This window comes from Shewanella sp. OMA3-2, assembly GCF_021513195.1.
In the GTDB taxonomy this organism is placed as follows: Bacteria; Pseudomonadota; Gammaproteobacteria; order Enterobacterales; family Shewanellaceae; genus Shewanella.
Genome location: NZ_CP090974.1, coordinates 1,456,389 through 1,479,007, shown reverse-complemented (window position 1 = coordinate 1,479,007; position 22,619 = coordinate 1,456,389). Strand labels below are relative to the sequence as shown.

The 22,619-nt window shown below is 40.0% G+C and carries 25 protein-coding genes; 11 read left to right on the top strand and 14 right to left on the bottom strand.

The window, feature by feature from the left end; translation table 11 throughout:
- Window positions 1-4: 4 nt before the first annotated feature.
- The 9 genes from L0B17_RS06570 to L0B17_RS06530 all read right to left on the bottom strand — a co-directional run bounded on the left by L0B17_RS06570 (window position 5) and on the right by L0B17_RS06530 (window position 8,718).
- Window positions 5-637, bottom strand: a complete 633-nt coding sequence (locus L0B17_RS06570; RefSeq protein WP_226413890.1) for an NADH:ubiquinone reductase (Na(+)-transporting) subunit D — start codon at window positions 635-637, stop codon at window positions 5-7.
- Window positions 637-1,422 (bottom strand): Na(+)-translocating NADH-quinone reductase subunit C, encoded by a 786-nt coding sequence (locus L0B17_RS06565; RefSeq protein WP_235088539.1) that lies wholly within the window; start codon window positions 1,420-1,422, stop codon window positions 637-639. Before L0B17_RS06565 ends, L0B17_RS06570 begins: the two co-directional genes overlap by 1 nt.
- Window positions 1,415-2,614: an NADH:ubiquinone reductase (Na(+)-transporting) subunit B gene (locus L0B17_RS06560; RefSeq protein WP_235088537.1), complete on the bottom strand. Its 1,200-nt coding sequence runs from the start codon at window positions 2,612-2,614 to the stop codon at window positions 1,415-1,417. The genes L0B17_RS06565 and L0B17_RS06560 overlap by 8 nt, the downstream gene beginning before the upstream one ends.
- On the bottom strand, window positions 2,614-3,948 hold the full coding sequence (locus L0B17_RS06555) for a Na(+)-translocating NADH-quinone reductase subunit A (RefSeq protein WP_235088536.1): 1,335 nt from the start codon (window positions 3,946-3,948) through the stop codon (window positions 2,614-2,616). The genes L0B17_RS06560 and L0B17_RS06555 overlap by 1 nt, the downstream gene beginning before the upstream one ends.
- Before the next feature lie 663 nt (window positions 3,949-4,611).
- On the bottom strand, window positions 4,612-6,684 hold the full coding sequence (locus tag L0B17_RS06550; protein WP_235088534.1) for a TonB-dependent receptor: 2,073 nt from the start codon (window positions 6,682-6,684) through the stop codon (window positions 4,612-4,614).
- Between the two features lie 164 nt (window positions 6,685-6,848).
- Window positions 6,849-7,358 carry an S-ribosylhomocysteine lyase gene (gene luxS / locus L0B17_RS06545; RefSeq protein WP_235088532.1) on the bottom strand — a complete coding sequence of 170 codons (510 nt, stop codon included), beginning with the start codon at window positions 7,356-7,358 and terminating at the stop codon, window positions 6,849-6,851.
- Window positions 7,342-7,482 (bottom strand): hypothetical protein, encoded by a 141-nt coding sequence (locus tag L0B17_RS06540; protein WP_235088530.1) that lies wholly within the window; start codon window positions 7,480-7,482, stop codon window positions 7,342-7,344. The genes luxS and L0B17_RS06540 overlap by 17 nt, the downstream gene beginning before the upstream one ends.
- Before the next feature lie 149 nt (window positions 7,483-7,631).
- Complete coding sequence (locus L0B17_RS06535; protein WP_235088529.1) at window positions 7,632-7,931, bottom strand: BolA family protein; 300 nt, start codon at window positions 7,929-7,931, stop codon at window positions 7,632-7,634.
- 175 nt (window positions 7,932-8,106) lie between these two features.
- A complete protein-coding gene (locus tag L0B17_RS06530) occupies window positions 8,107-8,718 on the bottom strand; it encodes an alpha-ketoglutarate-dependent dioxygenase AlkB family protein (protein ID WP_235089641.1) in 612 nt (203 codons plus the stop codon).
- 169 nt (window positions 8,719-8,887) lie between these two features.
- Between L0B17_RS06530 and L0B17_RS06525 the strand changes: the two genes are divergently transcribed.
- Window positions 8,888-9,397, top strand: a complete 510-nt coding sequence (locus tag L0B17_RS06525; protein ID WP_235088521.1) for a PH domain-containing protein — start codon at window positions 8,888-8,890, stop codon at window positions 9,395-9,397.
- A gap of 90 nt (window positions 9,398-9,487) precedes the next feature.
- Window positions 9,488-11,065, top strand: coding sequence for a PH domain-containing protein (locus L0B17_RS06520; protein ID WP_235088517.1), 1,578 nt, complete (start codon window positions 9,488-9,490; stop codon window positions 11,063-11,065).
- 230 nt (window positions 11,066-11,295) lie between these two features.
- On the opposite strand, the gene L0B17_RS06515 is transcribed toward L0B17_RS06520, so the two are convergent.
- Window positions 11,296-11,727, bottom strand: a complete 432-nt coding sequence (locus L0B17_RS06515; protein WP_235088515.1) for a universal stress protein — start codon at window positions 11,725-11,727, stop codon at window positions 11,296-11,298.
- 204 nt (window positions 11,728-11,931) lie between these two features.
- Between L0B17_RS06515 and L0B17_RS06510 the strand changes: the two genes are divergently transcribed.
- The 7 genes from L0B17_RS06510 (at window position 11,932) to L0B17_RS06485 (ending at window position 17,451) form a co-directional block, all read left to right on the top strand.
- Window positions 11,932-13,356 carry a coniferyl aldehyde dehydrogenase gene (locus tag L0B17_RS06510; protein WP_235088514.1) on the top strand — a complete coding sequence of 475 codons (1,425 nt, stop codon included), beginning with the start codon at window positions 11,932-11,934 and terminating at the stop codon, window positions 13,354-13,356.
- Window positions 13,357-13,370: 14 nt separating this feature from the next.
- Window positions 13,371-13,961 (top strand): TetR/AcrR family transcriptional regulator, encoded by a 591-nt coding sequence (locus L0B17_RS06505; RefSeq protein WP_235089639.1) that lies wholly within the window; start codon window positions 13,371-13,373, stop codon window positions 13,959-13,961.
- Window positions 13,962-14,204: 243 nt separating this feature from the next.
- On the top strand, window positions 14,205-14,525 hold the full coding sequence (locus tag L0B17_RS18095; protein WP_268834040.1) for a MipA/OmpV family protein: 321 nt from the start codon (window positions 14,205-14,207) through the stop codon (window positions 14,523-14,525).
- 11 nt (window positions 14,526-14,536) lie between these two features.
- A complete protein-coding gene (locus L0B17_RS18090; protein ID WP_268834035.1) occupies window positions 14,537-15,028 on the top strand; it encodes a MipA/OmpV family protein in 492 nt (163 codons plus the stop codon).
- A 59-nt stretch (window positions 15,029-15,087) separates the two neighbouring features.
- Complete coding sequence (locus L0B17_RS06495; RefSeq protein ID WP_235088513.1) at window positions 15,088-15,450, top strand: DUF3019 domain-containing protein; 363 nt, start codon at window positions 15,088-15,090, stop codon at window positions 15,448-15,450.
- A complete protein-coding gene (locus tag L0B17_RS06490; RefSeq protein ID WP_235088512.1) occupies window positions 15,450-16,163 on the top strand; it encodes a response regulator in 714 nt (237 codons plus the stop codon). Before L0B17_RS06495 ends, L0B17_RS06490 begins: the two co-directional genes overlap by 1 nt.
- Before the next feature lie 16 nt (window positions 16,164-16,179).
- The gene (locus tag L0B17_RS06485) at window positions 16,180-17,451 is read left to right on the top strand and encodes an ATP-binding protein (protein ID WP_235088511.1); all 1,272 of its coding nucleotides are present in this window, start codon (window positions 16,180-16,182) and stop codon (window positions 17,449-17,451) included.
- Here the strand turns inward: L0B17_RS06485 and L0B17_RS06480 are convergent.
- Complete coding sequence (locus L0B17_RS06480) at window positions 17,448-17,759, bottom strand: DUF1289 domain-containing protein (protein ID WP_235088508.1); 312 nt, start codon at window positions 17,757-17,759, stop codon at window positions 17,448-17,450. The genes L0B17_RS06485 and L0B17_RS06480 overlap by 4 nt on opposite strands.
- 85 nt (window positions 17,760-17,844) lie before the next feature.
- Here L0B17_RS06480 and L0B17_RS06475 point away from each other — a divergent pair, with 85 nt between their 5' ends.
- Window positions 17,845-18,414: a DUF4136 domain-containing protein gene (locus L0B17_RS06475; protein ID WP_235088507.1), complete on the top strand. Its 570-nt coding sequence runs from the start codon at window positions 17,845-17,847 to the stop codon at window positions 18,412-18,414.
- 83 nt (window positions 18,415-18,497) lie between these two features.
- Here L0B17_RS06475 and L0B17_RS06470 read toward each other — a convergent pair whose 3' ends face one another.
- A complete protein-coding gene (locus tag L0B17_RS06470) occupies window positions 18,498-19,640 on the bottom strand; it encodes an HlyD family secretion protein (protein WP_235088505.1) in 1,143 nt (380 codons plus the stop codon).
- Window positions 19,640-20,056, bottom strand: a complete 417-nt coding sequence (locus tag L0B17_RS06465; RefSeq protein ID WP_235088503.1) for a DUF3302 domain-containing protein — start codon at window positions 20,054-20,056, stop codon at window positions 19,640-19,642. The genes L0B17_RS06470 and L0B17_RS06465 overlap by 1 nt, the downstream gene beginning before the upstream one ends.
- 222 nt (window positions 20,057-20,278) lie before the next feature.
- On the opposite strand from L0B17_RS06465, the gene purT reads away from it, so the two are divergent.
- The gene (gene purT, locus L0B17_RS06460) at window positions 20,279-21,454 is read left to right on the top strand and encodes a formate-dependent phosphoribosylglycinamide formyltransferase (protein ID WP_235089637.1); all 1,176 of its coding nucleotides are present in this window, start codon (window positions 20,279-20,281) and stop codon (window positions 21,452-21,454) included.
- Window positions 21,455-21,656: 202 nt separating this feature from the next.
- Here the strand turns inward: purT and L0B17_RS06455 are convergent, their stop codons facing one another.
- Window positions 21,657-22,610, bottom strand: a complete 954-nt coding sequence (locus L0B17_RS06455) for a D-2-hydroxyacid dehydrogenase (protein ID WP_235089636.1) — start codon at window positions 22,608-22,610, stop codon at window positions 21,657-21,659.
- Window positions 22,611-22,619: the final 9 nt, after the last annotated feature.

Sequence of the window (22,619 nt, the reverse complement as noted above, 5' to 3'; positions counted from 1 at the left end):
GCGTTTACCCTTTTGCTTCAACTTGCTCTGGCTTATACGTACGGATCAGCCAGATAAAACCACCGATCAAGAAGAACGCACTTGGTGGAAGCAGTAACAAACCGTTAGGTTGGTACCAGCCACCGTCAGAGATTTTGCTGAGGATTTCTACGCCGAATAATGAACCATTACCAAATAATTCACGGAAAAAACCTACAGACAATAAAATAACACCGTAACCTAAACCGTTACCGATACCATCCATAAAGCTCATCATTGGAGGCGTTTTCATTGCATAAGCTTCAGCTCGTCCCATTACAATACAGTTAGTAATAATCAAACCTACGAATACTGATAACTGTTTAGAAATAGCATAAGCATAAGCTTGTAGTACTTGGTCAACCACGATTACCAGTGAGGCAATAATGGTCATCTGTACAATAATACGCACACTGCTTGGAATATGATTACGAATAAGCGAGATAAACAGGTTAGAAAACGCTGTTACCGCAGTTAAAGCAATCGTCATTACCAATGCAGTCTCAAGCTTAGTGGTAACAGCCAGGGCACTACAAACACCCAATATTTGCAATGCAATTGGGTTGTTATTGATAATCGGTCCAGTCAGAACCTGTTTAAGTTCTTTAACGTCAGCCATTAGCTTAACCCTCCGTTGCGTGCTTTAGCGATAAAGCTTGCAAAGCCTTCTTTACCTAACCAAAACTGCAATGAATGTTCTACGCCGTTACTGGTCAATGTTGCACCAGAAAGTGCATCAACACCGTAAACAGTGCTCGCCACTGCAGGGTTTTTAGTTACGCTGATAGCAAAGTTACCTTGCTCATCAAATAACTGCTTGCCGTTCCACAATGCTTTCCACTTTGGATTTTCAACTTCACCACCTAGACCCGGTGTTTCAGCTTGATCATAGTAAACTAAGCCTTGCACTGTGTTTAAGTCCGCTTCTAATGCTAAAAATGCATACATGGTCGACCATAAGCCGTAACCGTGGACAGGTAAAATTACGCTGGTTAATTTACCATCATCATCACGAACCAAATACACTACCGCTTTATCAGCAACGCGTTTGATTGAGGCAATGTCATTCTCAGGAATTGACGAGGTACTGACATCCCGCGATGCTTTACGTTGATCATAAGTATTAGCGTCACCCTCGACAAACTCACCGGTTTTTAGGTCGACTAAACGTGCTTCAACATATTGATCATATTTGCTAAGAATATCTGCTTTAGTGACCTTGCCTTCTTTAGTATTAATCAGACTTGCCGCTTCAAGAATATACTTTTGTTTATCAAGTAACTTGTTCTCTTGCTGAATAGGTTTTAATACCACAGCAGCAGTAGAAACAAGCACTGAGCAGATAAGACATAAGCCGACAACAACAAATAGCGTTCTACCGAACGAATCTTTATTACTAGCCACGTGCGATCCTCCGTTTGATATTTGCTTGAACGACGAAGTGGTCAAATAATGGGGCAAATAAGTTAGCAAACAAAATAGCTAACATCATACCTTCAGGAAATGCAGGGTTAATCACACGGATAAACACCACCATCGCACCGATTAACAGACCGTAGGCCCACTTTGCAGAATTTGTAAATGAAGCTGATACAGGATCAGTCGCCATAAACATCATACCGAAAGCAAAACCACCTAACACTAAATGCCAATGCCAAGGCATTGCAAACATAGGGTTAGTATCGCTACCAATTACGTTTAATAATGTTGCAATAGCTGCCATGCCTATCATCACACCACCCACGATTCTCCACGAAGCGATGCGAGTATAAATAATGACTAAACCACCTAGCAAAATAGCAAAGGTAGAGACTTCACCTACTGAACCAGGAATAAAGCCCATAAAAGCATCAATCCAGTTTGCATTATTAGCATAATCAAATGTGCCTTGTGCAGCTTGGCTTAGTGCAGTTGCGCCAGAATAACCATCGGCAACAACCCAAGTAGTGTCACCAGACATACTTAATGGGTAAGCAAAGAACAAGAATGCACGACCTGCTAACGCAGGGTTAAGGAAGTTACGGCCTGTACCACCAAAGATTTCTTTAGCAACCACAACACCGAATGTAATCCCTAACGCCACCATCCATAAAGGAATCGTTGCGGGTAAAGTTAATGCGAATAGTACTGAAGTGACGAAGAAACCTTCGTTGACTTCATGACCGCGGACTGAGGCGAATAAAACTTCCCAGAAACCACCCACAGCGAAAGTCACTGCGTAGATAGGTAAGAAGAAACACGCGCCATACCACATCAGTGATGCGATACCTGAGTCAGCAGTTAACTGAGCACCAAATAATTCAAACAATCCAACTTGCCAAACATCTGGGGTACCAAAGTCAGCAGCTAATGCCACTTGCGCTTGTAGACCCACGTTGTACATACCAAAAAACATTGCTGGAAATGTACACGCCCAAACCGTAATCATCATACGTTTTAGGTCAATGTTGTCACGAACATGGGTTATCCCCTTGTTCACTTTACCTGGAGTATAAAATACCGTAGCAGCAGCTTCATAAAGCGCATACCACTTCTCGTATTTACCGCCTTTTTCAAATTGCGGTTCAATACGCTCGATAAAATCTTTCAAGCTCATTAGCCTTCCCTCTCGATCGTATCTAAGCAGTCACGTAGATATGAAGCATAGTCATATTTACCTGGACATACGAAAGTACATAACGCCAAATCTTCTTCATCTAGCTCAAGAGCACCCAGTCTCACGGCGCCATCATAATCACCTGACACTAAGTCACGTAATAGCATGGTAGGAAGAATATCAAGTGGCATTACTCGTTCATAGTTTCCAATCGGCACCATAGCGCGGTCAGAACCACCAGTGCTAGTTGTCATTGGGAATAAGCGAGAAGGACTTAAGTGACCTAAGAATGCACGAGTGATTGAGAACTTATCAGAACCAGGCATAGCCCAGCCGAATAACTCTTTCTCATAACCTTCTTCAAGCAAGCTAATTTGCGCGTGGTAACGACCTAAGTACGCATGGGGGCCCATTGCTGAGCGACCATTTAATACTGAGCCAGAAATAACACGAACTTTGCCTTCATGAACTTCATTTACCGTTAACTCAGTAATGCTTGCGCCAACTTGAGTACGAACTAAACGAGGTTGTTTTGCTTTAGGGCCGGCAATAGCAATTACGCGCTCAGTATTTAACACACCCTGAGTGAATAATTGGCCAATGGCGATAACATCCTGATAGCCCACATGCCACACACTGCGCGTAGCTGAAGCTGGAAGAATATTATGAATATGTGTACCGACAAGCCCTGCAGGGTGTTTTCCGCCAAATTCAGCCACTTGGGCATTTGCTGAGGGAATATCCGCACCAGGCGCTTTACATAAATACACTTTACCTTCAGTTAAACGTGCAAGCACTTTTAAACCATTAGCAAAATCATCTTTATGTTCGGCAATGACTACCACAGGATCGGCAGCAAGAGGCTGTGTATCAATAGCAGTAACAAATATGCCCTGTGTAGCAGCATCAACTGCAGGCACTTTGCTAAATGGGCGCACACGCAATGCCGTCCACAGACCTGATTCAATCAGATTGTCACGAACAACTTGCGAGTCTAACGTGTCTAATGCGCCAGCATCATATTTATTGAACGCAACACAATCGTTACCTTCAACATCAATGACAACAGACTGAAGTACACGTTTAGCACCTCGGTTAATTTCGGAAATAGTACCACTGGCTAAAGCCGTATATTTAACGCCTAAATTCTTCTTATCTTCAAAAAGAACCTGGCCTTTTTGTACTTTATCGCCCACTTTAATCTTCATCGTTGGACGTAAGCCAATATACTCTTCACCCAAAGTAGCTACGTGTCTAATGGCTGGGCCATTATGGATAACTTGCTCTGGTCTACCTGTTATAGGTAGTTCCAATCCTTTCTTAATTGTAATCATATCCACAAGCACTACGTTTGAAGGAAAGACAATGCGCCACGTTCCGCTACAAAAACAATGTGTTAACAAACACTTCATTCCTGAGCTAGCGCAGGTTTAACACGGAAATGCGATCATAATCACGCTGGTCGCGCGCATTTTACCCCATATATGAGACTATCGCCACGAAAATTATAGGTGTTTTCAAACCAATGCACCAATTTAGTCCGCTAATATGGTGCAAAGCGGCTGGCGATTATTTATTAGGTCTAAAACGGATATTTTTTTCCATGCGAACAAAACTATAGCATTAATTTTAAAAGAAATATTTTTGATTGGTATTTTCAAATATGGCGGACTTGTGATTAAAGCCTATACTCAGTTCGCTTTGGGCTGTACACAATTTTTAAACATGAAATGCTTATTTATGAGCTAACCTCAACCCAGGTTAATAGATGGACTCAATAAGCTAAATTCAACAGATTTAGTTATTTTATAGCAGACTTATTATTTGTTTTGAAAACAAGGCGAATTAACACGCCAATAGCAGGGCTATTTGGTAATTGTTTATTATCCAGAGCTGAGATTAACTAGCACATTATCAAGCTAAAAAGTTGTCAACTAGACTCAAAATAAGCAACCTAGTTGACGACGTTAAAATTAGCCAGAATTTATCTTGATAGCTTAAAACTGACCTTGATAACCAATATAGGTTGTCATTTCAGCTTGGGACAGCATTCCCATTTGGTAATTTTTGGCAATAAGCGCTTCATCTAAAACATTTTCAATGCGAACATAAACTTTATGTGCCTGAGTCATCTGATACTGTGCCGCGAGATCAATTTTCAGCTGTGAATCAATGCCGTAATTCCCTGGCACAAATGTACTGCCTGTTTCTGATTGATATAATCCATTTGCAAAAATACTAAACTGACCGATAACTAAACCAATGTTAGCACTAATTTGTTGCTCAGGAACCCAAGGCAATGATTGTCCAGCGGCATAGCAACCTACAATAATATCGCAACTAGATTGGCCAAACTCAGATTGGGTATATGAATAATCTAATCCCATCGGAATGGAAAAACGATTAAAATCCAGCTTGTAATCAATCGTTAGATCTGTTCCTGATACAGATACATCTTTTAAATTGACCTGTACAGCCTCTTGCACAGGAATGCAGTGAACGCCCCATTTACAAGTCATATGTTGATTATCAAAATCATGAATGTAAGTCGTCAAGCCAACATTCAAACTCCCCTGCTGATATTGTAATGCCAATTGATACTGTAATGCCTCTTGCGCGAGTTGCTCAGCATTACCTGCACCCGCTGCCGTCCAGGCTTGTTTAGCACTTAATGCTAATAACCATGCATCCTTTTTATAAGCCAGTTCAAGAGAAGGCAGCCAGCCATCATCAGAAAAATCAGCCGCTGTTAATAAATCAGCATAGTCACCTAACTCACGGGTCACGCTAACATTCTCATAGCCTAAGCCGACATTTACTGACCAAGCATCATAGTTCAGCTTAGTATTGACCGATGTAGTAAATGCATCGGCATCATCGGTATAATCACCAACACCATATTGCGCATCAAGTGTGTTAAGGCCTAAATCTTCATTTAACAAATAATCTATTTTAGCCACTTTCATTTCAGCTTTATCGCTATGATAACGTGCTTGGTAGGTTACTTCATGGGCGCCGTAAAGGCTGACGCCTTTTGTTTGCATACCAAACCCATCAAAATCGTTATTAGCAACAGCCGCACTTGTTGCTAAGCCCTGTGAAGTTGGATTACTTTCAAAATCAGATAATACCTGTAACAACTGGCGGTTAATGACTTCGTCATTGATTGTTAACGTGTTATGGCCACGTTGAGCAAAACTTTGGTAGTAAAAGTCGGTCGACATAATCGACTGGCCAGATAAATTAACTTGATGAGCAAGTGCATATCGTTGGCGTTTACCTTGATCAAAATCCAGCGTTGTCACGGCATAGCGACTATGAGCCGATGCAGCAAAATCTGCCAAGGTTAACCCAATATCACTATTATCAAGTGTAGTATCAGTAAAGTGATAACTGAACTCTGTTTTTTGTGGGTTTCTAGCGCCGACTAGGCTATCTGCATTAATTTTAAACAAGATGTCTGTTGTTTGATGCTTATTATCAATACTAGAATTAAGCCCTGCTTCCGTGTCATTTTTTTGATAATCAACGCCCAATAACATGCCATATTGCTTGGTTGTGCCACTGACAATTAAGCCACCAGCTGGCGATCCATCTTGATCGGCTTCAATATTAAAAATTGCATCCGTTTCACGCTCACTGATTTTGGCAGTCACATAATTAAGCTGACCAAAAGCACCTTGCCCACCTGAATTGACATTGGAGTGCTTATTGGTGGAGATTGCCGATTGAAAAAACAAATTAGGTTGAGATACCAGGTTTTGACCTGAATAAGGTGCCGCTAAATAAAAAATATTATCTTGTAATATTGCCACGCCATTGGTTGCACCACGAATAGAAAGCGCATTCGGCGCATGTTCAACATTGGGATGGACCGTCACACCAGCTTTGGCCAATACATTAACCGATTGGCGATAATGAAATACTGACACTTCATCTTGTTGTAAATCAATACGGGAGTTTTTATCTTCGATAGACTCCGTCACTGTACTTGCTACACTTGGAAAACTGCCAAGCATTAATAATACTGCTGAGGCCACCATTGAAACGCTAAAAGAGCGATCAGACATATTAATCTCCGTATTCTGTCTTGTCTTATTAAATGCACTGTTATGCCATATACAATAACGGTTTAATCCACATAAAAACAGCATCAACCACATGCTGTTATAAATTAGTTAATTTTAGATACAAAAAAAGCAGCTTAAGCTGCTTTTACTCATAATGAATGAGGTTAGAGCGAGCCTAAAATCTCACCACTTAATGCTAAATCATCATTTTTATTTACGCTAACACCTGCAGCTATAATATTTCTGGCAATATCTTGTGCTTGTTCTAATGAATGCATTTCATAAGTACCACACTGATATTCATTTAACTCTGGAATATCTTTCTGCTCAGTCACTTTTAACACATCTTCCATTGCACCAAGCCAGGCATCGGCAACATTCTTTTCTGTTGGCTGACCAATAAGGCTCATATAAAAACCGGTACGGCATCCCATTGGAGAGATATCGATAATTTCAACATTATCACCATTGAGATGATCACGCATAAATCCGGCAAACAAATGTTCAAGAGTATGAATCCCGCGTTCGCTTAAAATATCTTTATTGGGTGCACAAAAACGTAAATCAAAGACTGTAATAGTATCACCCTTAGGGGTACTCATATGCTTAGCAACTCGAACCGCAGGAGCATTCATACGAGTGTGATCTACTGTAAAACTATCTAATAACGGCATTGTGCTCTCCAAAATAAGGGCGCGCTAACTTGAGAAAACTCAAAATGGTCAACACGTTTAATGATAATAAATGCATCATACCACCATCAATGCACAACTCTCCACCAGCATGAATTAAACTCACTTAAACATCATTCGCTAAGCTTTATGACAACTTAAACCGAACATCAAATACATGCATTCATATAGGGTAGAATCAGCTCAAAAATCGCGTTAAGAGGACACTTATCCAATAAAAAAACCTCACGGTATAGTGAGGTTTACTTGGGTTAGTTAGCCTTTACAATTTGGGGTTCTGGGAACCTCAACAAGACTTTGCCATTCTGCTTGAGTATAAGTATTAATTGATAATGCATGTACGCCGTTCGCTAACTCATCAGCTAACACACCATTAACGCTGCGATGACGCGACAATGGACGTTGCCCATCAAATAGGTCGCTGACGATGACCACTTTAAAATGAGTTTCTGAATTAGGTGGAACATGATGGCGGTTACTTTCGTTAATCACTTCAAGATGTGATGGTGTAAACGACTGATTCAGTTTATCAGTAATAGTCTGTGCAACTGACATAGCGACCTACTCTTGGGTTCTTAAAAATCGAAGAGTACTGGGTTGAAACATAAACGTCAAACGCTGTGACAATAAATGTTAACTTGATTGCGTTAATGTTTAAACCAAGGACGCACTGCCAACTGAAGACGCTGTTAACAAATGCAATTAACGTCACTGACTAAATTAAATTTACTCACGCCTGATAAAAGTACGGCGTAATTTGCCTAAAAGTAAAATTAATCCTTGGGGTATTGACCGTTAAACGCTTGGGCAAAGAGTGCTGCCAAGTTTGTTGCATGCCAGGTTGCATAATAAACAAATCACCCGCCTGCAAAGCATATGACACTTTTTGTTGAGTCGCCTTGTTGCGCACAATAAAGTCACGACATGTTCCAAGGGTAATTGATGCTATAGGGCTATTTGCCACAATTTCTGGCTCATCATCACTGTGCCAGCCCATACATTCAGTCCCGTTAGCATACTGATTAACCAATACTGCGTTAAAATCAAGTTGGCACTTTTGTAACAGTGTTTGGCGTAACTTTGATAAAACGGGTGGCCAAGGTAAAGGGTTGATCAAGGTTTTAGAATATCGACAATCACATCCTTCATCGCCAAACCAAGCCTGAGTGCGTGGAATAAAGTGCTTCTTACCATACACTTCAATTTCAATTTTAGTTAAAGGATAATCACTTACTTCTTGTAATAACAGCCTTTGCTGACGCCCAGACAGAAAACTGGGCTGATAAATCACTGGCGGTAACTGAATGTTGGGATCAAGCTTGGTAAATAAATCTAAGGTCATTTTTGCCACTCTACTCCACTATTTAAAGCACCTAATTATCATCTAAAAGTGTTAATAATCATTGATAGATACTGATTACAAATATACAAACCACAACTCATCACGCCCTATCATGTGACATAAAATGTCGATATAGTGTATTTCAAGTTTTAATAACTGATGATAAATAATGACTAATCCAGATATGCACAGTCAAGCTTCAGCAAATCTAGAAGGCTATGACCACGGTAATCTCTTAACTCCTACGGAACTGACTTCTTTGCAGGATTTAGTGCTGACTAAAGTCGATGATAACTATCCTAAGCTACAACTTTACGTAAGTGCTGTCATATTTAGTGCGATCGCCATAGGGATCAGTTTATTGATTACACTGGTATCCCCGTTAGAATTGTTCAGTAAAATGCTTGCCTTATCTATTATCATTGCCCTAGTAATAGGTTTGAGTCGATTAACCTACCTAAAAGCATTAACGGTTTGTTATGGCGTGTTTAAAGATGAATTTATTATGCGCCAGGGGTTGTTTTGGATATCAACAACCGCTTTACCCTACACACGTTTGCAACATGTGAATTTATCTCAGGGGCCACTTGAGCGAAAATATCAGCTTATTACACTGAAATGTTTCAGTGCAGGATCGGGTGAAGCAGAAATAAATTTACCGGGCTACCTGCTAATATAGCAGAGCATCTTCGCCAGCATTTATTGCATCAAGCTGCTGAAAACCAAAAAATTGAGCCTAAAGCACTAAATACTGACTTGGGGTCTGAACATGCCTGATGCTCAACCACCCAACGCAGATGAACAAGCCAACACCAATACACAGTCAAGTTTAAGCGATTGGAAAGCACTGTCACCCTGGTCAATACTAAGTTTTGTGTTTGGATCGTTAAAAAGCATTCTCAGTAACAGTTATGCATTAATCCCCGTTTTTTATGCTGGTTGGAGCAATGATGTATCTATTATTTGGGTTATTGAAGGTCTTATCGCTTTACTCATTTTATTAACTTCATTTGCTTTTATTCAATGGCGAAAATTTCGTTACAGGATAAACACCGAGCAACTCGATGTTAAACGAGGACTGTTTTTCACTAAAAAAGATGAAATTCCTCTTACTCGAATTCAAAATATTCGCTTTGAACAACCTTTTTATTTTAAGCCACTTAAATTAGCAGTCTTGGTGATTGAAACAGCGGGTTCAAGTAAAGATGAAGCTAAGCTCAGCGCACTGGATGCTGAACATGCACAGATCCTTAAACAGCATTTATTGCAGCTAAACCATGTTAGCGACACTGTAGAAAATATCGGTAGTGCAGATGATAACATGGCAGTTGAATCGACACCGTTAAGTCAACCTATCGTAAAGCGTAGCCTGAAAGAGCTTATACTATTTGGTTTTTATCAAAACAACTTTATTTGGTTTGCCATAATAGCAGGGCCTGTGGCAGGACAAATCGAATGGGAAAAAGTCGCTCAGTCCCCTCTAATAAACACATTGATTGAATGGGTAAACCAAGCTACCCATGACAATTTCATGTTGCAATTAATAATGGTAGTCGGCTTATTTATTTTGGGTTACGTGCTTTTTTCAATGATTTCGATTTTAGCTTCGGTTCTGAAATATCATCCTTACGCACTTGATAAACACCAACAAACATTACTGCGAAGTGGTGGCGTTATTGCCCATCAGCAAGATGCATTAGCGATTAAACGTATTCAAGTAGTCCATTTTCAGCAACCGCTATTAGCGCGTTTTGTAAACCGCTGGACACTATTTTTAAAGCAAGTTAAAGGTAATGAAGTGGAGGAAAAAACCAAACAACATATGCTTATTCCTTCGGTTAAAACCGCTGAAATAGAACCTATATTCAGTAAGTTACCCTTATTAAGCACTTCAGCTATAAAATTACCCACTGATTACATTGGGATTAATATTACTTGGCTATATAAAAGAATATGGCTGCCATTCATTCCCTTCAGTATTTTACTCGGTCTATTTTTTATCTTGGATATAGACATTAAATTGGTTGAGGTCGCATTTATAGCAGCCATCTCTGTGAGCGTACTACTTTATATTCGCTATAAGCGATGGGGATATGTGTTAGAGGAAGATGCGGTTTGGCAACACAGCGGATTACTAGGTCGAGATTGGAAACGGATCCCTTTTGAAAAAATACAGCACGTGAAAATCATTCAAACAGCAAGGCAAAAAACACAACAACTTGCCTATTTAGAATTAGGCTTAGCAAGTGGCACTATCACACTGCCATATATACCTATTCAGGTGGCAAACACATTAGTAGCTAGGTCATTAAACACTGTTTGCACACAATATCAGCAGTGGATTTAGCCATTGCCAAGTATGACTCAAACTCTAAAAAGATAACTTGTGCCGCTGACTACAGTGGCACAGTCATCTTATTATCTGACTTATCATTTACATCAGTCATCTTGTATTCAAGCCATGTTTTATCGACAGCAACCAAATTTACTGAACAGGCAAAATTTCGGTACTCATATTCGTTGCCTTTAGATAATAGATGGTATCAATAAGCAACTGCAGCAAAGTTAACAACTGAACTATTTGACCACAAGTACCGGACAACTTGCTTGATTAGCTACTGCCTCAGCAACATTCTCATGTAAAAAATGGGCTAAACCTGTGCGACCATGACTGGCTATCACAACCATACCGATATCACCTGAATTAGCTTCAGCGACTATTTCGGTTACGGCGTCACCTCTGCGAATAACCGTTTCAACAGGCATACTGGTAGTGAGTTTAGCGAGTAAAGAGTGCATTTTCTCTGCAGCTACCTGCTCCATACTGTTAGCCAGATCTTCAGCGGTTACTGCTAGAATCATATAATTTTCATCCCCAAAAGGCTGATTAACCACATGCACAATTCTTATGCCAACTTGATACATATTGGCCATTTCAATCGCATATTGCAACGCATGAGATGCCGTTTCAGAAAAATCTGTCGGCCATAAAATAGTTTTAGTTCGCATAACTCCTCCTTAAAAATTAAAGCACTTTTTAAACCTCTGTGCTGTAATTATTTTAAGTGTAGTCTGTTATCGCAATAGCTAAATAGCTTAGGTCAAATTATCAACAATTATTGCATCTGTAGTAAAATGCCCCTAATATTAGACCGACTAATCAGTCGGTTTATATTTAACCACAATTTCGATTATTTTAGCAGGAGTTACTTTATGAATATGGCCGTTGAACATTCGCAATTGTCACCATTACAGCAATTACTTCAGTGCCAACGCAGTCAATATTTATCCATGCCTGCACCTAGCTATGAGTCTAGGGTGAATAAACTTAAACAACTAAAACAATCGCTGTTGCAAAGTCAGCAAAAAATAGTTGATGCACTCAATAAAGACTATGGTCATCGTTCAGAAAACGATACCGTCATTTCCGATATCATGCCGTGTATCAATAATATTAATTACACTTTGAAAAATCTTAAGTCTTGGATGAAGCCCAGTAAGCGTCACGCAGGTCTATTACTGTCCCCCTCTAAAGTTACCGTACAATATCAGCCGCTAGGTGTGGTAGGTATTATTGTGCCTTGGAATTTCCCTGTAATGCTATCGATTGGTCCATTGATCACCGCTATTGCAGCGGGTAATCGAGCCATGTTAAAAATGTCTGAGTTCACGCCACACATTAATCAAGTGTTACGTGACTTATTAGCCGAGATTTTTAATCAAAATGAAGTGGTACTAGTAGAAGGTGAAGCAGATATCGCAGCTCAATTCTCCGCGCTACCTTTTGATCATATTTTATTCACAGGTTCCACCCTTGTTGGTCGTCACGTAATGCGCGCTGCTGCAGAAAACCTCACCCCAGTGACCTTAGAGCTTGGCGGAAAATCACCTGCAATTATTGCACCTGATATGCCTATTGAAACTGCGGTAGAGCGATTAATTTTTGGTAAATGTTTAAATGCGGGTCAAATTTGTGTGGCTCCTGATTATGTGCTTTGTCCTGAAGATAAAATTGCCGAGTTTATCCAAGCTTATCAAGCAAGATTTAACAACATGTATCCTGATTTTGACAGTAATCCAGATTACGGCAATATCATTAATGATCGTCAATTTGAACGCTTAACTAAAGTGATTGATGATGCAAAGACAAAGGGAGCAAACGTGATATCCGCGTCTACTGGTACAGTATCTGCAGGTAAACGAAAACTCGCGACGCAATTAATGACCAATGTGAATGCTGATATGTTGGTTATGCAGGATGAGATTTTTGGTCCAATTTTACCGATAATCGGTTACCAGTCAGTAGATGAAGCCATAGGTTATGTGAATCAACGCGATCGTCCACTTGCCTTGTATATATTAAGTTTTAACAGTAATACTCAACATCATATTTTACATCACACTCACTCTGGTGGTGTTTGTATCAATGATACTGTATTTCATGTCGCTGCTGATGACGCACCATTTGGTGGCATTGGTCCATCAGGTATGGGGCATTATCATGGTAAAGAAGGATTTCTGACGTTTAGTCATGCCAAAACAGTATTGAATAGTGGCAAAATCAATTCGGGCATTTTAGTCCATCCGCCTTACGGCACTGTAATTCAGAAAATACTAATGAAGTTCTTTTTACGTTAGGAATACCCTTTGTGATGACTAAAAGCGCAACTAACAGACAAACAGACAAGAAACACGCTATTTTAGCGTCTGCGTTAGCGCTTTTTGTCCATCAAGGTTTTCATGCGACTTCAACAGCTTCCATAGCTAAAGCTGCGGGCGTGGCCACTGGCACTTTGTTTCATCACTTTCCTTCTAAAAATAGTATTATCAATCAGCTCTTTCTCGATATTAAGCAAGATTTTGCTGATGCAATAATCAGTAACACGCCATTTGTAGATGATGTACAACAGGATGCTAATAACCTATGGCAAAATGCGATTGACTGGGCAATTACTCACCCACTAAAGCAAAGATTTTTTCTGCAGTTTTCGCTTTCGGCAGAAATTGATGCGCTAACTCGTCAACAAGCAATGAATAGCATATTAGGGTTTGTTGTCGATTTAATTGAACAAGGTCAACAACAAAATATCATTAGCCACTACCCGCTCCCTTTGCTACTTGAAAACTGTCATGGACAATACTTAGCCGCTATCCGCTTTTTTACTGACAACCCTGAACTAGGGCATGATGATTTTTATCGGCAAGCGAGTTTCCAATTGTTCTGGAAAGCAATTAAAAGCTAAACCTTACCTTTTTTAAACCCCCTTCACTCGTAACACTTTGTATCAAGCAAGGGTTAGTTATTAATGCAATGGAAAGATAGTGATAACATACTGTTCATTACGTGTTCAAAAATTCATGACTAAGTTCCAATAACGTTAAACATCAACATCTGAATAGTAAACATATACAAGGTTAAGCCGTCATCTATGCTTAAATATATCCATGTAGTTATTTTTATACTGATTTTCGGCACCCACTTGACCGTGAAAGCTGAAACAGATCTTCCTTGCTTAACGTCAGGAGACTGCATCACTCAAGGAGAGTGGGACATATCTGTCGCCATAGGTTTTGGCCAAAAAACTAACCCGTTACAAGATTATGATGATATTCCGCTGTATGTCTTACCATCGATAGCCTATTACGGCGAGCAATGGTTTTTTGATAATGGCAACCTTGGTTATAGTTTACAAGAAGCGGAAAAGTACTCGATCAATCTCGTCACCAGCTACAGTGATGACAGAGCTTTCTTTTATGATTGGGACCCGAGTAACCTTTTTTTAGCCGAAGTACTGCTGACAATTTAAATATTATGCCTATGGGGTTTTCGTCATTATCCAGAGCCAGTGAACCTAAAGTTTTTAATCATCTTGAAAGCCGAAAATTCACCTTTTACGGTGGTCTTGAAGCTTTCTACTATGCTCGTTTAGGTTTCTTTAAAGTGGCTTATGCCCATGACATGTTCAATGTTCACAATGGTGACACTGCACATATAAGTTGGAATTATGATTTAGCGGTTAAGCAATGGGTGTTTGACATAACCCTAAGAGCAGACTGGAAAAGTGCTAAAGTCATTCAATATTATTATGGTGTTCGACAAAGCGAGAATAGTTATTGGAGCCGACAATACCAAGCTAGTTCAGGCTGGAATACTGGCATGGAACTCACTACCCGCTACATCATTAATGAACAATGGAATATTATAATGGCATATCGTTACACTGCTTTGTCAGATGAAATAACGGATAGTCCATTAGTCAATCAAGATAACAGTCAAAGTTATTTTGTTGGCGCAGCTTATAGGTTTTAATTTTGAAACATTATCCTATCTGCAGGTTATATCTGTTTGTTGGTATATTGATGTTGTTTATGAGTGTTTCTTCTACAGCAGCAGAACCTCTAAAACATCAAGTGCGACTTAATGCTACGCCTAACTTTTGTCTCACTGATGATCAATTTGATTACTGTGAAATCGATCTGTTATTAACATGGAGTGTAGCCAATAAAGAGCTGGTATGTATTATTTCAGATTACCCAAGCATACCGCGATGGTGTTCGGACAATCTAAACGAAAAATCGGTCAGTTTAACCATAAAAACCGATAAAGATATCCAATTTATACTCGTAAGCAAACACGACAACCTCACGCTTGCGGGCGTCAAATTAAAGGTCAATAAAGCGTCCTCTCGACAAATAAGAAGACGCTACCGGAATCCTTGGAGCTTATTTTAATGACCCAACTACAATCTACCCACAGAGTGTTACTCGTTGAAGATGATATCCGGCTTGCGAATCTCATTGTTGATTATCTCAAAACACATGATATGCATGTTGAAGTAGAACGTCGCGGTGACACTGTATTGACACGCTTAATCAGCTACAAGCCTGACATTATTCTACTTGATATTATGTTACCAGGACTTGATGGCTTCAGTTTATGTGAAAAGTTGCCTGATTATTTTTCTGGCCCTATTTTATTAATGAGTGCTTTGGGCACCAATGAAGATCAAATTAAAGGGCTAGAATTAGGCGCAGATGATTACGTGGTAAAACCCGTTGAACCAGCATTATTAGTGGCTAGAATTAATAATTTACTTCGTCGCCAAGCGCTGCCTAATAAACCAGAATCTCATTGTCTTAACTTTGGTAAACTCAGTATTGATCCGCATACTCAAACAATTCGTTTAGGCGATACACAAGTAGACCTTACCAACCATGAATTTGAACTATTATGGCTGTTAGCTTCACAAGCTGGTCAAGTGTTAAGCCGTCAATATATTTATCAATACTTACTTAACATCGATTTTGATGGCAAAGATCGTAAAATTGATGTTCGCACATCTCGTCTACGTAAAAAGCTGGGGGACAGTATTGAAACACCATTCCGAATTAAGACAGTGTGGGGACAAGGTTATTTGTTTGCACCAGATGCATGGAATAGCTAAGCGATAACACACTAAAATGAAGCGTTTATTCATCAGCCTTTATCTGCTACTCAGTTTAAGCTTTTTAGGGATAGGCTGGACATTAGATAGCCTATGGCAAAACCATGTCGATGACAGTGGTGATGTCGATACCCCGCTTATTGCGTTAGCATTGATTTTATCTAAGCAATCAGAAGCCGATAGGCAAACGCTGCTGGATGCAATAAGCGCTCAACACTCTTTTCCATTACAGCTACTTCAACGAAATCAAATTGCCTTAAATGGTGAGATACAGCTTGCGCATAATCGGATATTAACCACTGAAGCAAATGAGCAACAATTGCAGTTTATTGCGGTAGGTGAGCAAGTGCTTGTGGCTGGGCCGTTTGATATTGAACCCCGTAGCCAATTACGCGGGATATTTACTATCGTGTTTTATGCCTCGCTCGCACTGGTTGCATTAATATGGGTATGGCCTCTTTCACGGGACTTAACAATACTGCGTATGGCCACCAAAAAATTTGGTGAAGCTAATTGGAATACCCGTATAGAGCTTAACGCAAGATCTCAAGTAGCCCCTCTCGCGCTGACATTTAATGATATGGCGCAACACATTAGCAGTTTAATTGATAACCAAAAACATTTAACTAATGCTGTCTCACACGAAATTAGAACACCGTTAGCAAGGCTTAAATTCGCACTAGCTCTACTCCCACAGTATTGTCTACCTAATAGCGATATTAACCAACGCATTGATTTTTTAGAGGGGATGCAAACTGACATCAAAGAGATGGAAGGTTTACTGCAAGAGTTACTTACCTACGCCAGTCTAGAAACAATGCAAATCGAGCCTATTTTAGAAAATTGCGAACTCGTCAACATCAGCAAACAACTGATCCTCAGGCTTGAAGATTTAAGTGATCATGATATTGAATTAAATCTTACTAACATGACGCAAATTTATATTAAAGGTGAAGGGTCATTGGTCGAACGGGCAATACAAAATCTTGTTACAAACGCACAGCGTTATGCTACATCACGTATTCAAATCAATCTAAAAACGGATCAACATAAAGTCTACTTATCCGTTAACAACGACGGCCCTAGCATTCCGGTAGAAGATCATCCTTATATTTTTGATGCTTTTTATCGTAGCCAATCTCAACATAACGGCAATAAAGGTCATGGTTTGGGCCTGGCCATAGTCAAACGAATTATGATGCGCCATAAGGGAAATGTAACCATATCAAGTAATCAGACCAAAACTGAATTTACCTTAAGCTGGCCTATAATAATGGCAAAAAACTAGTCTAGCTCAAACTGACTTAAGTCTCCCAGTAAATCCATTTCATCAACTTGATCAAAATCAAACTGATTATTACTGTTCGCTTGTTGCTGTTGTTGCAGTAATTTTTGCGATTTGAATAAAGCATATTGGCGCCGTTTTCGCCGCGCAACACATAAACGCACAATATCTTGCTTTTGTAGCTCAGAGAAACTCATCCAATTAAAGCGCTCGTCACGGCTGCGAAAACACCCAGTACAATACCCTTTAGTATCTGACTGACAGACACCAACACAGGGACTAGGAATGGCAAAAAAACTTAATTGTTCCATAGTTAGAGCGTAGTTAACCAATTGACGATATAGTTAAGGTTATATCAATTGTAGTAAAACTGTACACTTTTTGGAGCCATCTATTATGATAAAGCCAATTATACCGCAGAAAAATTTACACCACTTTCTCTCTAAATCGATATTATTGATAGCAAGCTTAGTTATTTTAGGCTGCCAAAGTACGCCTAAAAATGACTATGATATTAACTATGACTTTAGCCAATTACAAAGCTTCAACCTTATCAATGTTACCAACAGCGATGACCCACTAACAGTTCAACGGGTAAAACAAAACATTACTGATGCATTGGTTAAGCAAGGTTTTACTCAAACTGATAACCAAGCAGATTTCTCAGTCAGCTTTGCCTTTGAAACGGAAGAAAAGCCTAAAAGCTCAGGCCTTTCAATTGGCTTAGGCACAGGAAGCTGGGGAAGCGGTGGAGGGGCAAGCGTAGGCACCAGTATTGGGGTTCCCCTGGGCAGTGATAGCGCTAAAGTACAGATTATTCAAATAGATATTATTGATCCAAAGCAAAATAAGCTAATTTGGCGCGGTACTGACAAATATGATTTTGAAGAAGGTGGTGAGCATAAAGCCAACAAAACTGCCGAGACCGTTTATCATATTCTGCAGCAATTCCCACCAAAAAATTGAACAGTAATGATTGACTCGATACAAAAACGTCCGCAAATGCGGACGTTTTTATTTAACCAAAATACCTTAAAACCTATTCGCCATTAATGGTCGCCAAACAGATAATTTAGCCACCCCTGCATTCTCAGTAATACTTTACGCATAACTGCGACATGACTGAAGTGATCGGTATAAATAGCCGCTTGTCCTGCAATACCTGCCGGTAAGCCATCAAGAAGCGCATTCTCATCAAGATCGATTAATACTAATACTCGACCACGTTGAAATAGTCTACTCGATGACTGTAAGCTACCGCTAAACTGCACTTCGCCTTCAGACATAGCAGGCAGTATTTTGGCAACTTTACCTGTAAATACCACACCAGGCACAGCATCAATAATCACTTCAGCCTCGTCGCCCTCTTTTAAACGCAGTAAAGAGTTTTGCCAAAAAGCACCCGCGAAATATCGTTCCTCATCTGGAATAAAAGTTAACGCTGGACGCAATGGAATAGGCACTGCCATTATCCCTTTGCGTAAAGCCAATTGAGTGACAATACCATCAGCAGGCGCACGCACAATGGTTTTTTCTAAGTCAAATTGCGCTTTCGCCAGCTCAGCTTGCAATCCAGCAACCTTAGTATTAACCCCATTAATATTTGACTCAAATGCTAAACGGCTGCGAAGTTCATCTGCTTTTGCTGCATCACGTTGTGCTAATGACGCTATGTAGAGTTGACGACGGTTATCTAATTCAAGTTCGGTAAACGGTGAGTTACGACCACCTTTTTTACGTCCTTCTTCATAGCGTCTATAAGCTGATTCAGTACGAGTTGAATCAGCCTGCGCTTGTTCTAGTTTAGCATGAGCCGCTTCATAGGCGGCTTGCAGTTGAGGAACCTGTTGTTCAGCTTCTTTAAGTGCAGCTTGTTTTTGCTTAACCGTAGCAGCATAAGGTGTCGGATCTATTTTGAATAAAATATCCCCCTCTTTTACGGGGGTATTAGGATGAACATTCACCTCAGTCACAATCCCTTTCACCGCTGGAGTAATAGGAATAGAAACGAAATACTCTCGAGTAAATTTAGTATAGGGATGGTTATAGTTCATTAATAACAACAATGAACCTATTAACACTACGCCGCCTAGTAAGGCTGTTGGCACAGTCCACTTATTAAGTGGAATTTTGAATATTTTAAAAACGGCGATACAAATGGCGCCATAGGTCAAAATAAGGAGTAAATCCATTATTTGTTCTCCTTATTAACTGGCTTGGTTTGAGGCTCATCATTTACATCAACCGCTGCTGAGGTATTTGCTTTAGCCACTTTGCTACTTTCTGCCTGGTCTAATCTCAGTGTTAATTGAGTCACTTTCTGAATAAGTTCTTTTACTTCGCCTTCAAGAATTAGCTCCCTTTGACGGCTATCTGAAAATCCCCAACCTCTATCTTCACGGTATAACGTGGCCCATATCCATAAAAACGGCCAAATGGCATGCAAGGTAAACAAGCTTACCCATCCGGCAATATGCAAAGCATCCTGTTGCGGGTGATTGCGTTTTTTAGCAATCTCATAGGGAATATCATGAATAGCAATAATGCCGTAAAAAATAACAATAACGACAAAAAACAATATCCCTAACGCAAAGTAATCTAAAAACATTTAGCCTCCAGGCCATATTTAATCTGATAATAATAAATCTTACACGCCTACTGACAATTTACAATGTTTGTTTAATGTTAAGAATGAGCTAAACAAGAAAATTCAACGTATTACTTCACATATTTTACCGTAAAGTAATAGCAAAACCTCTTCTAAAGTAGGTAAACTGTTCTTATTATAAAACACTGAACAAGGGTTAATATGAGTACTTCGTCATTAGAGATATTAGGCACACCAGGTTGCACTGATGCCGTAAAGGCCATGTTGCTTGGATGCGGTGAGCTGGGTAAAGAAGTTGCGATTGAATTGCAGCGATTTGGCATTGAAGTGATAGGTGTCGATAGATACCCTAACGCTCCAGCCATGCAAGTATCCCACCGTAGCCATGTGATTAACATGCTCGATGGGGCGGCTTTATCCGCTGTAATTGAATTAGAAAAACCCGATATTGTTATCCCTGAAATTGAAGCGATTGCAACTGATACCTTATTAGCATTAGAAGCTAAAGGATTAAACGTGGTTCCTTGTGCACAAGCGGCAAAGTTAACCATGGATAGAGAAGGCATTCGTCGATTAGCCGCTGAGACATTAGGCTTACCTACGTCAGCATATTTTTTCTGCGACACGTTAACAGAGCTGAACTTGGCAATCGCACAAATTGGCTTCCCGTGTGTGATCAAACCCGTAATGAGTTCATCAGGTAAAGGCCAAAGCGTGCTTAAATCTGCTGATGATATTCAAGCGGCTTGGGATTATGCCCAGCAAGGTGGACGTGCCGGTCAAGGGCGCGTGATCATTGAAGGTTTTATTGCCTTTGATTATGAGATTACCTTGCTCACAATCAGCGCAATCGATGGGATCCATTTTTGCGCACCTATTGGGCATAGGCAGGAAGATGGCGATTATCGTGAATCATGGCAGCCGCAAGCTATGCCGGATCATGTGTTAGAACAAGCGCAAATTGTCGCAATGAAAATCGTTAAAACATTAGGCGGATACGGACTTTTTGGCGTTGAGTTATTTATTAAAGACGACGAGGTTTACTTCTCTGAGGTATCCCCTCGCCCACACGATACTGGTTTAGTCACATTAATTAGCCAAGATTTATCAGAGTTCGCCTTACATGTGAGAGCTATTTTAGGCTTACCTATCGGTAAAATTGAGCAATTTGGTCCTGCGGCTTCAGCAGTCATTCTAGCGGAAGGAAAATCGGATAACATTCGATATCAAGGTATGGGAAAAGCGTTAGCCTTACCCGATACTCAATTGAGATTATTTGGTAAACCCGATATTGATGGACGTAGGCGTTTAGGCGTAGCCTTAGCTAAAGATACCAGTATAGAAAATGCTATCGAAAAGGCCAAAAAGGCTGCAGAAGCAATTAAGGTTATATTATAACTCTTATTATGCTTTATTTTTCATCATCTTTTAGTTAACCATTAAGTTGTATCACTTTAATTTATGTCCGTCATATTAGTGTTTAATATGGCGGACATTGATATCGTGTGAATCAAAGACCTTCATCTTAAACACATCAACAACTTTATCAAAGTCACCGTTTTTCTAGTTATAAATATGCTGGTTGAACGACAGAACCAAACTAGCTACTAACAACATTTACAGGTTCACCTAACATAAACTGGCGGCAATTATTCACCGCAATATTCATTAAATTTTGCCTGGCTTCCTTTGTTGCCCAGGCTATGTGAGGGGTGATTGTAATATTTTTAGCGCTAAGTAATGGATTACCTATTTGAGGGGGTTCGCTTGACAGCACATCTACTGCAGCAAAACCTTTATCTTGATTAAGCCAGTCGGCTAAATCTTGCTCATTTATCAAATCGCCTCTGGCAGTATTTATTATTAATGCATTACTGGGTAATTTGGCTAAAGTCGATGCATCGATCATATGATGTGTCACCTCAGTCAAAGGGCAATGAAGTGATAGAAATTGAGCTTTAGGGAGTAGGACTGCCAACTCACACCACGCTATACCTTGAGCAAGTCCAGCTTTCGCTTTAGGAGTATGAACTAACACCTTCATCCCAAAAGCCAATCCAATTTGTGCCACATGCTGGGCTATGTCACCAAAACCAATTAACCCAAGCACTTTACCTTTAAGCGACATTAATGGAGATAAAGTAAAACAAAAATCACGCTGCCCAGCCCATAGACCTTGCTTCACAGCTTTATCATGCAGGGCAACTTGCTGGGTATGATGCAAAATATGAGCAAACACCATTTGAGCGACAGCATCTGGACCATAGGCTGGCACATTTGTCACAATGATGCCCCGTAACTTGGCATAGGCAAGGTCTACCACATTTGTGCCGGTAGCTAACACACCAATATATTTTATATCAGGAAGTTGTTTTAAAATATCCGCTGTTATTGAGGTTTTGTTGGTTAAAATAATCTCTGCCGCCTGACAGCGAGAAACCACATCATCAGCTAAGGTATGATCATGAACTTGGCATGGCGCTAGCTCCGACAATTCATGCCAGCTTAAATCACCTGGATTTAACGTAAATCCATCTAGCACTACTATTTTCATCATCTACCT

Bases quoted from the DNA above. Each gene is read 5' to 3' on its own strand.
- L0B17_RS06480 (WP_235088508.1), bottom strand. From the start codon at position 17,759: ATGGAACAATTAAGTTTTTTTGCCATTCCTAGTCCCTGTGTTGGTGTC.
- L0B17_RS06455 (WP_235089636.1), bottom strand. From the start codon at position 22,610: ATGAAAATAGTAGTGCTAGATGGATTTACGTTAAATCCAGGTGATTTA.
- L0B17_RS06485 (WP_235088511.1), top strand. From the start codon at position 16,180: ATGAAGCGTTTATTCATCAGCCTTTATCTGCTACTCAGTTTAAGCTTT.
- L0B17_RS06525 (WP_235088521.1), top strand. From the start codon at position 8,888: ATGACTAATCCAGATATGCACAGTCAAGCTTCAGCAAATCTAGAAGGC.
- L0B17_RS06555 (WP_235088536.1), bottom strand. From the start codon at position 3,948: ATGATTACAATTAAGAAAGGATTGGAACTACCTATAACAGGTAGACCA.
- L0B17_RS06515 (WP_235088515.1), bottom strand. From the start codon at position 11,727: ATGCGAACTAAAACTATTTTATGGCCGACAGATTTTTCTGAAACGGCA.
- L0B17_RS06470 (WP_235088505.1), bottom strand. From the start codon at position 19,640: ATGGATTTACTCCTTATTTTGACCTATGGCGCCATTTGTATCGCCGTT.
- L0B17_RS06535 (WP_235088529.1), bottom strand. From the start codon at position 7,931: ATGTCAGTTGCACAGACTATTACTGATAAACTGAATCAGTCGTTTACA.
- L0B17_RS06570 (WP_226413890.1), bottom strand. From the start codon at position 637: ATGGCTGACGTTAAAGAACTTAAACAGGTTCTGACTGGACCGATTATC.
- L0B17_RS06495 (WP_235088513.1), top strand. From the start codon at position 15,088: ATGAGTGTTTCTTCTACAGCAGCAGAACCTCTAAAACATCAAGTGCGA.
- L0B17_RS06475 (WP_235088507.1), top strand. From the start codon at position 17,845: ATGATAAAGCCAATTATACCGCAGAAAAATTTACACCACTTTCTCTCT.
- L0B17_RS06510 (WP_235088514.1), top strand. From the start codon at position 11,932: ATGAATATGGCCGTTGAACATTCGCAATTGTCACCATTACAGCAATTA.
- L0B17_RS06520 (WP_235088517.1), top strand. From the start codon at position 9,488: ATGCCTGATGCTCAACCACCCAACGCAGATGAACAAGCCAACACCAAT.
- L0B17_RS06530 (WP_235089641.1), bottom strand. From the start codon at position 8,718: ATGACCTTAGATTTATTTACCAAGCTTGATCCCAACATTCAGTTACCG.
- luxS (WP_235088532.1), bottom strand. From the start codon at position 7,358: ATGCCGTTATTAGATAGTTTTACAGTAGATCACACTCGTATGAATGCT.
- L0B17_RS06560 (WP_235088537.1), bottom strand. From the start codon at position 2,614: ATGAGCTTGAAAGATTTTATCGAGCGTATTGAACCGCAATTTGAAAAA.
- L0B17_RS06465 (WP_235088503.1), bottom strand. From the start codon at position 20,056: ATGTTTTTAGATTACTTTGCGTTAGGGATATTGTTTTTTGTCGTTATT.
- L0B17_RS18090 (WP_268834035.1), top strand. From the start codon at position 14,537: ATGGGGTTTTCGTCATTATCCAGAGCCAGTGAACCTAAAGTTTTTAAT.
- L0B17_RS06490 (WP_235088512.1), top strand. From the start codon at position 15,450: ATGACCCAACTACAATCTACCCACAGAGTGTTACTCGTTGAAGATGAT.
- L0B17_RS06550 (WP_235088534.1), bottom strand. From the start codon at position 6,684: ATGTCTGATCGCTCTTTTAGCGTTTCAATGGTGGCCTCAGCAGTATTA.
- L0B17_RS06505 (WP_235089639.1), top strand. From the start codon at position 13,371: ATGACTAAAAGCGCAACTAACAGACAAACAGACAAGAAACACGCTATT.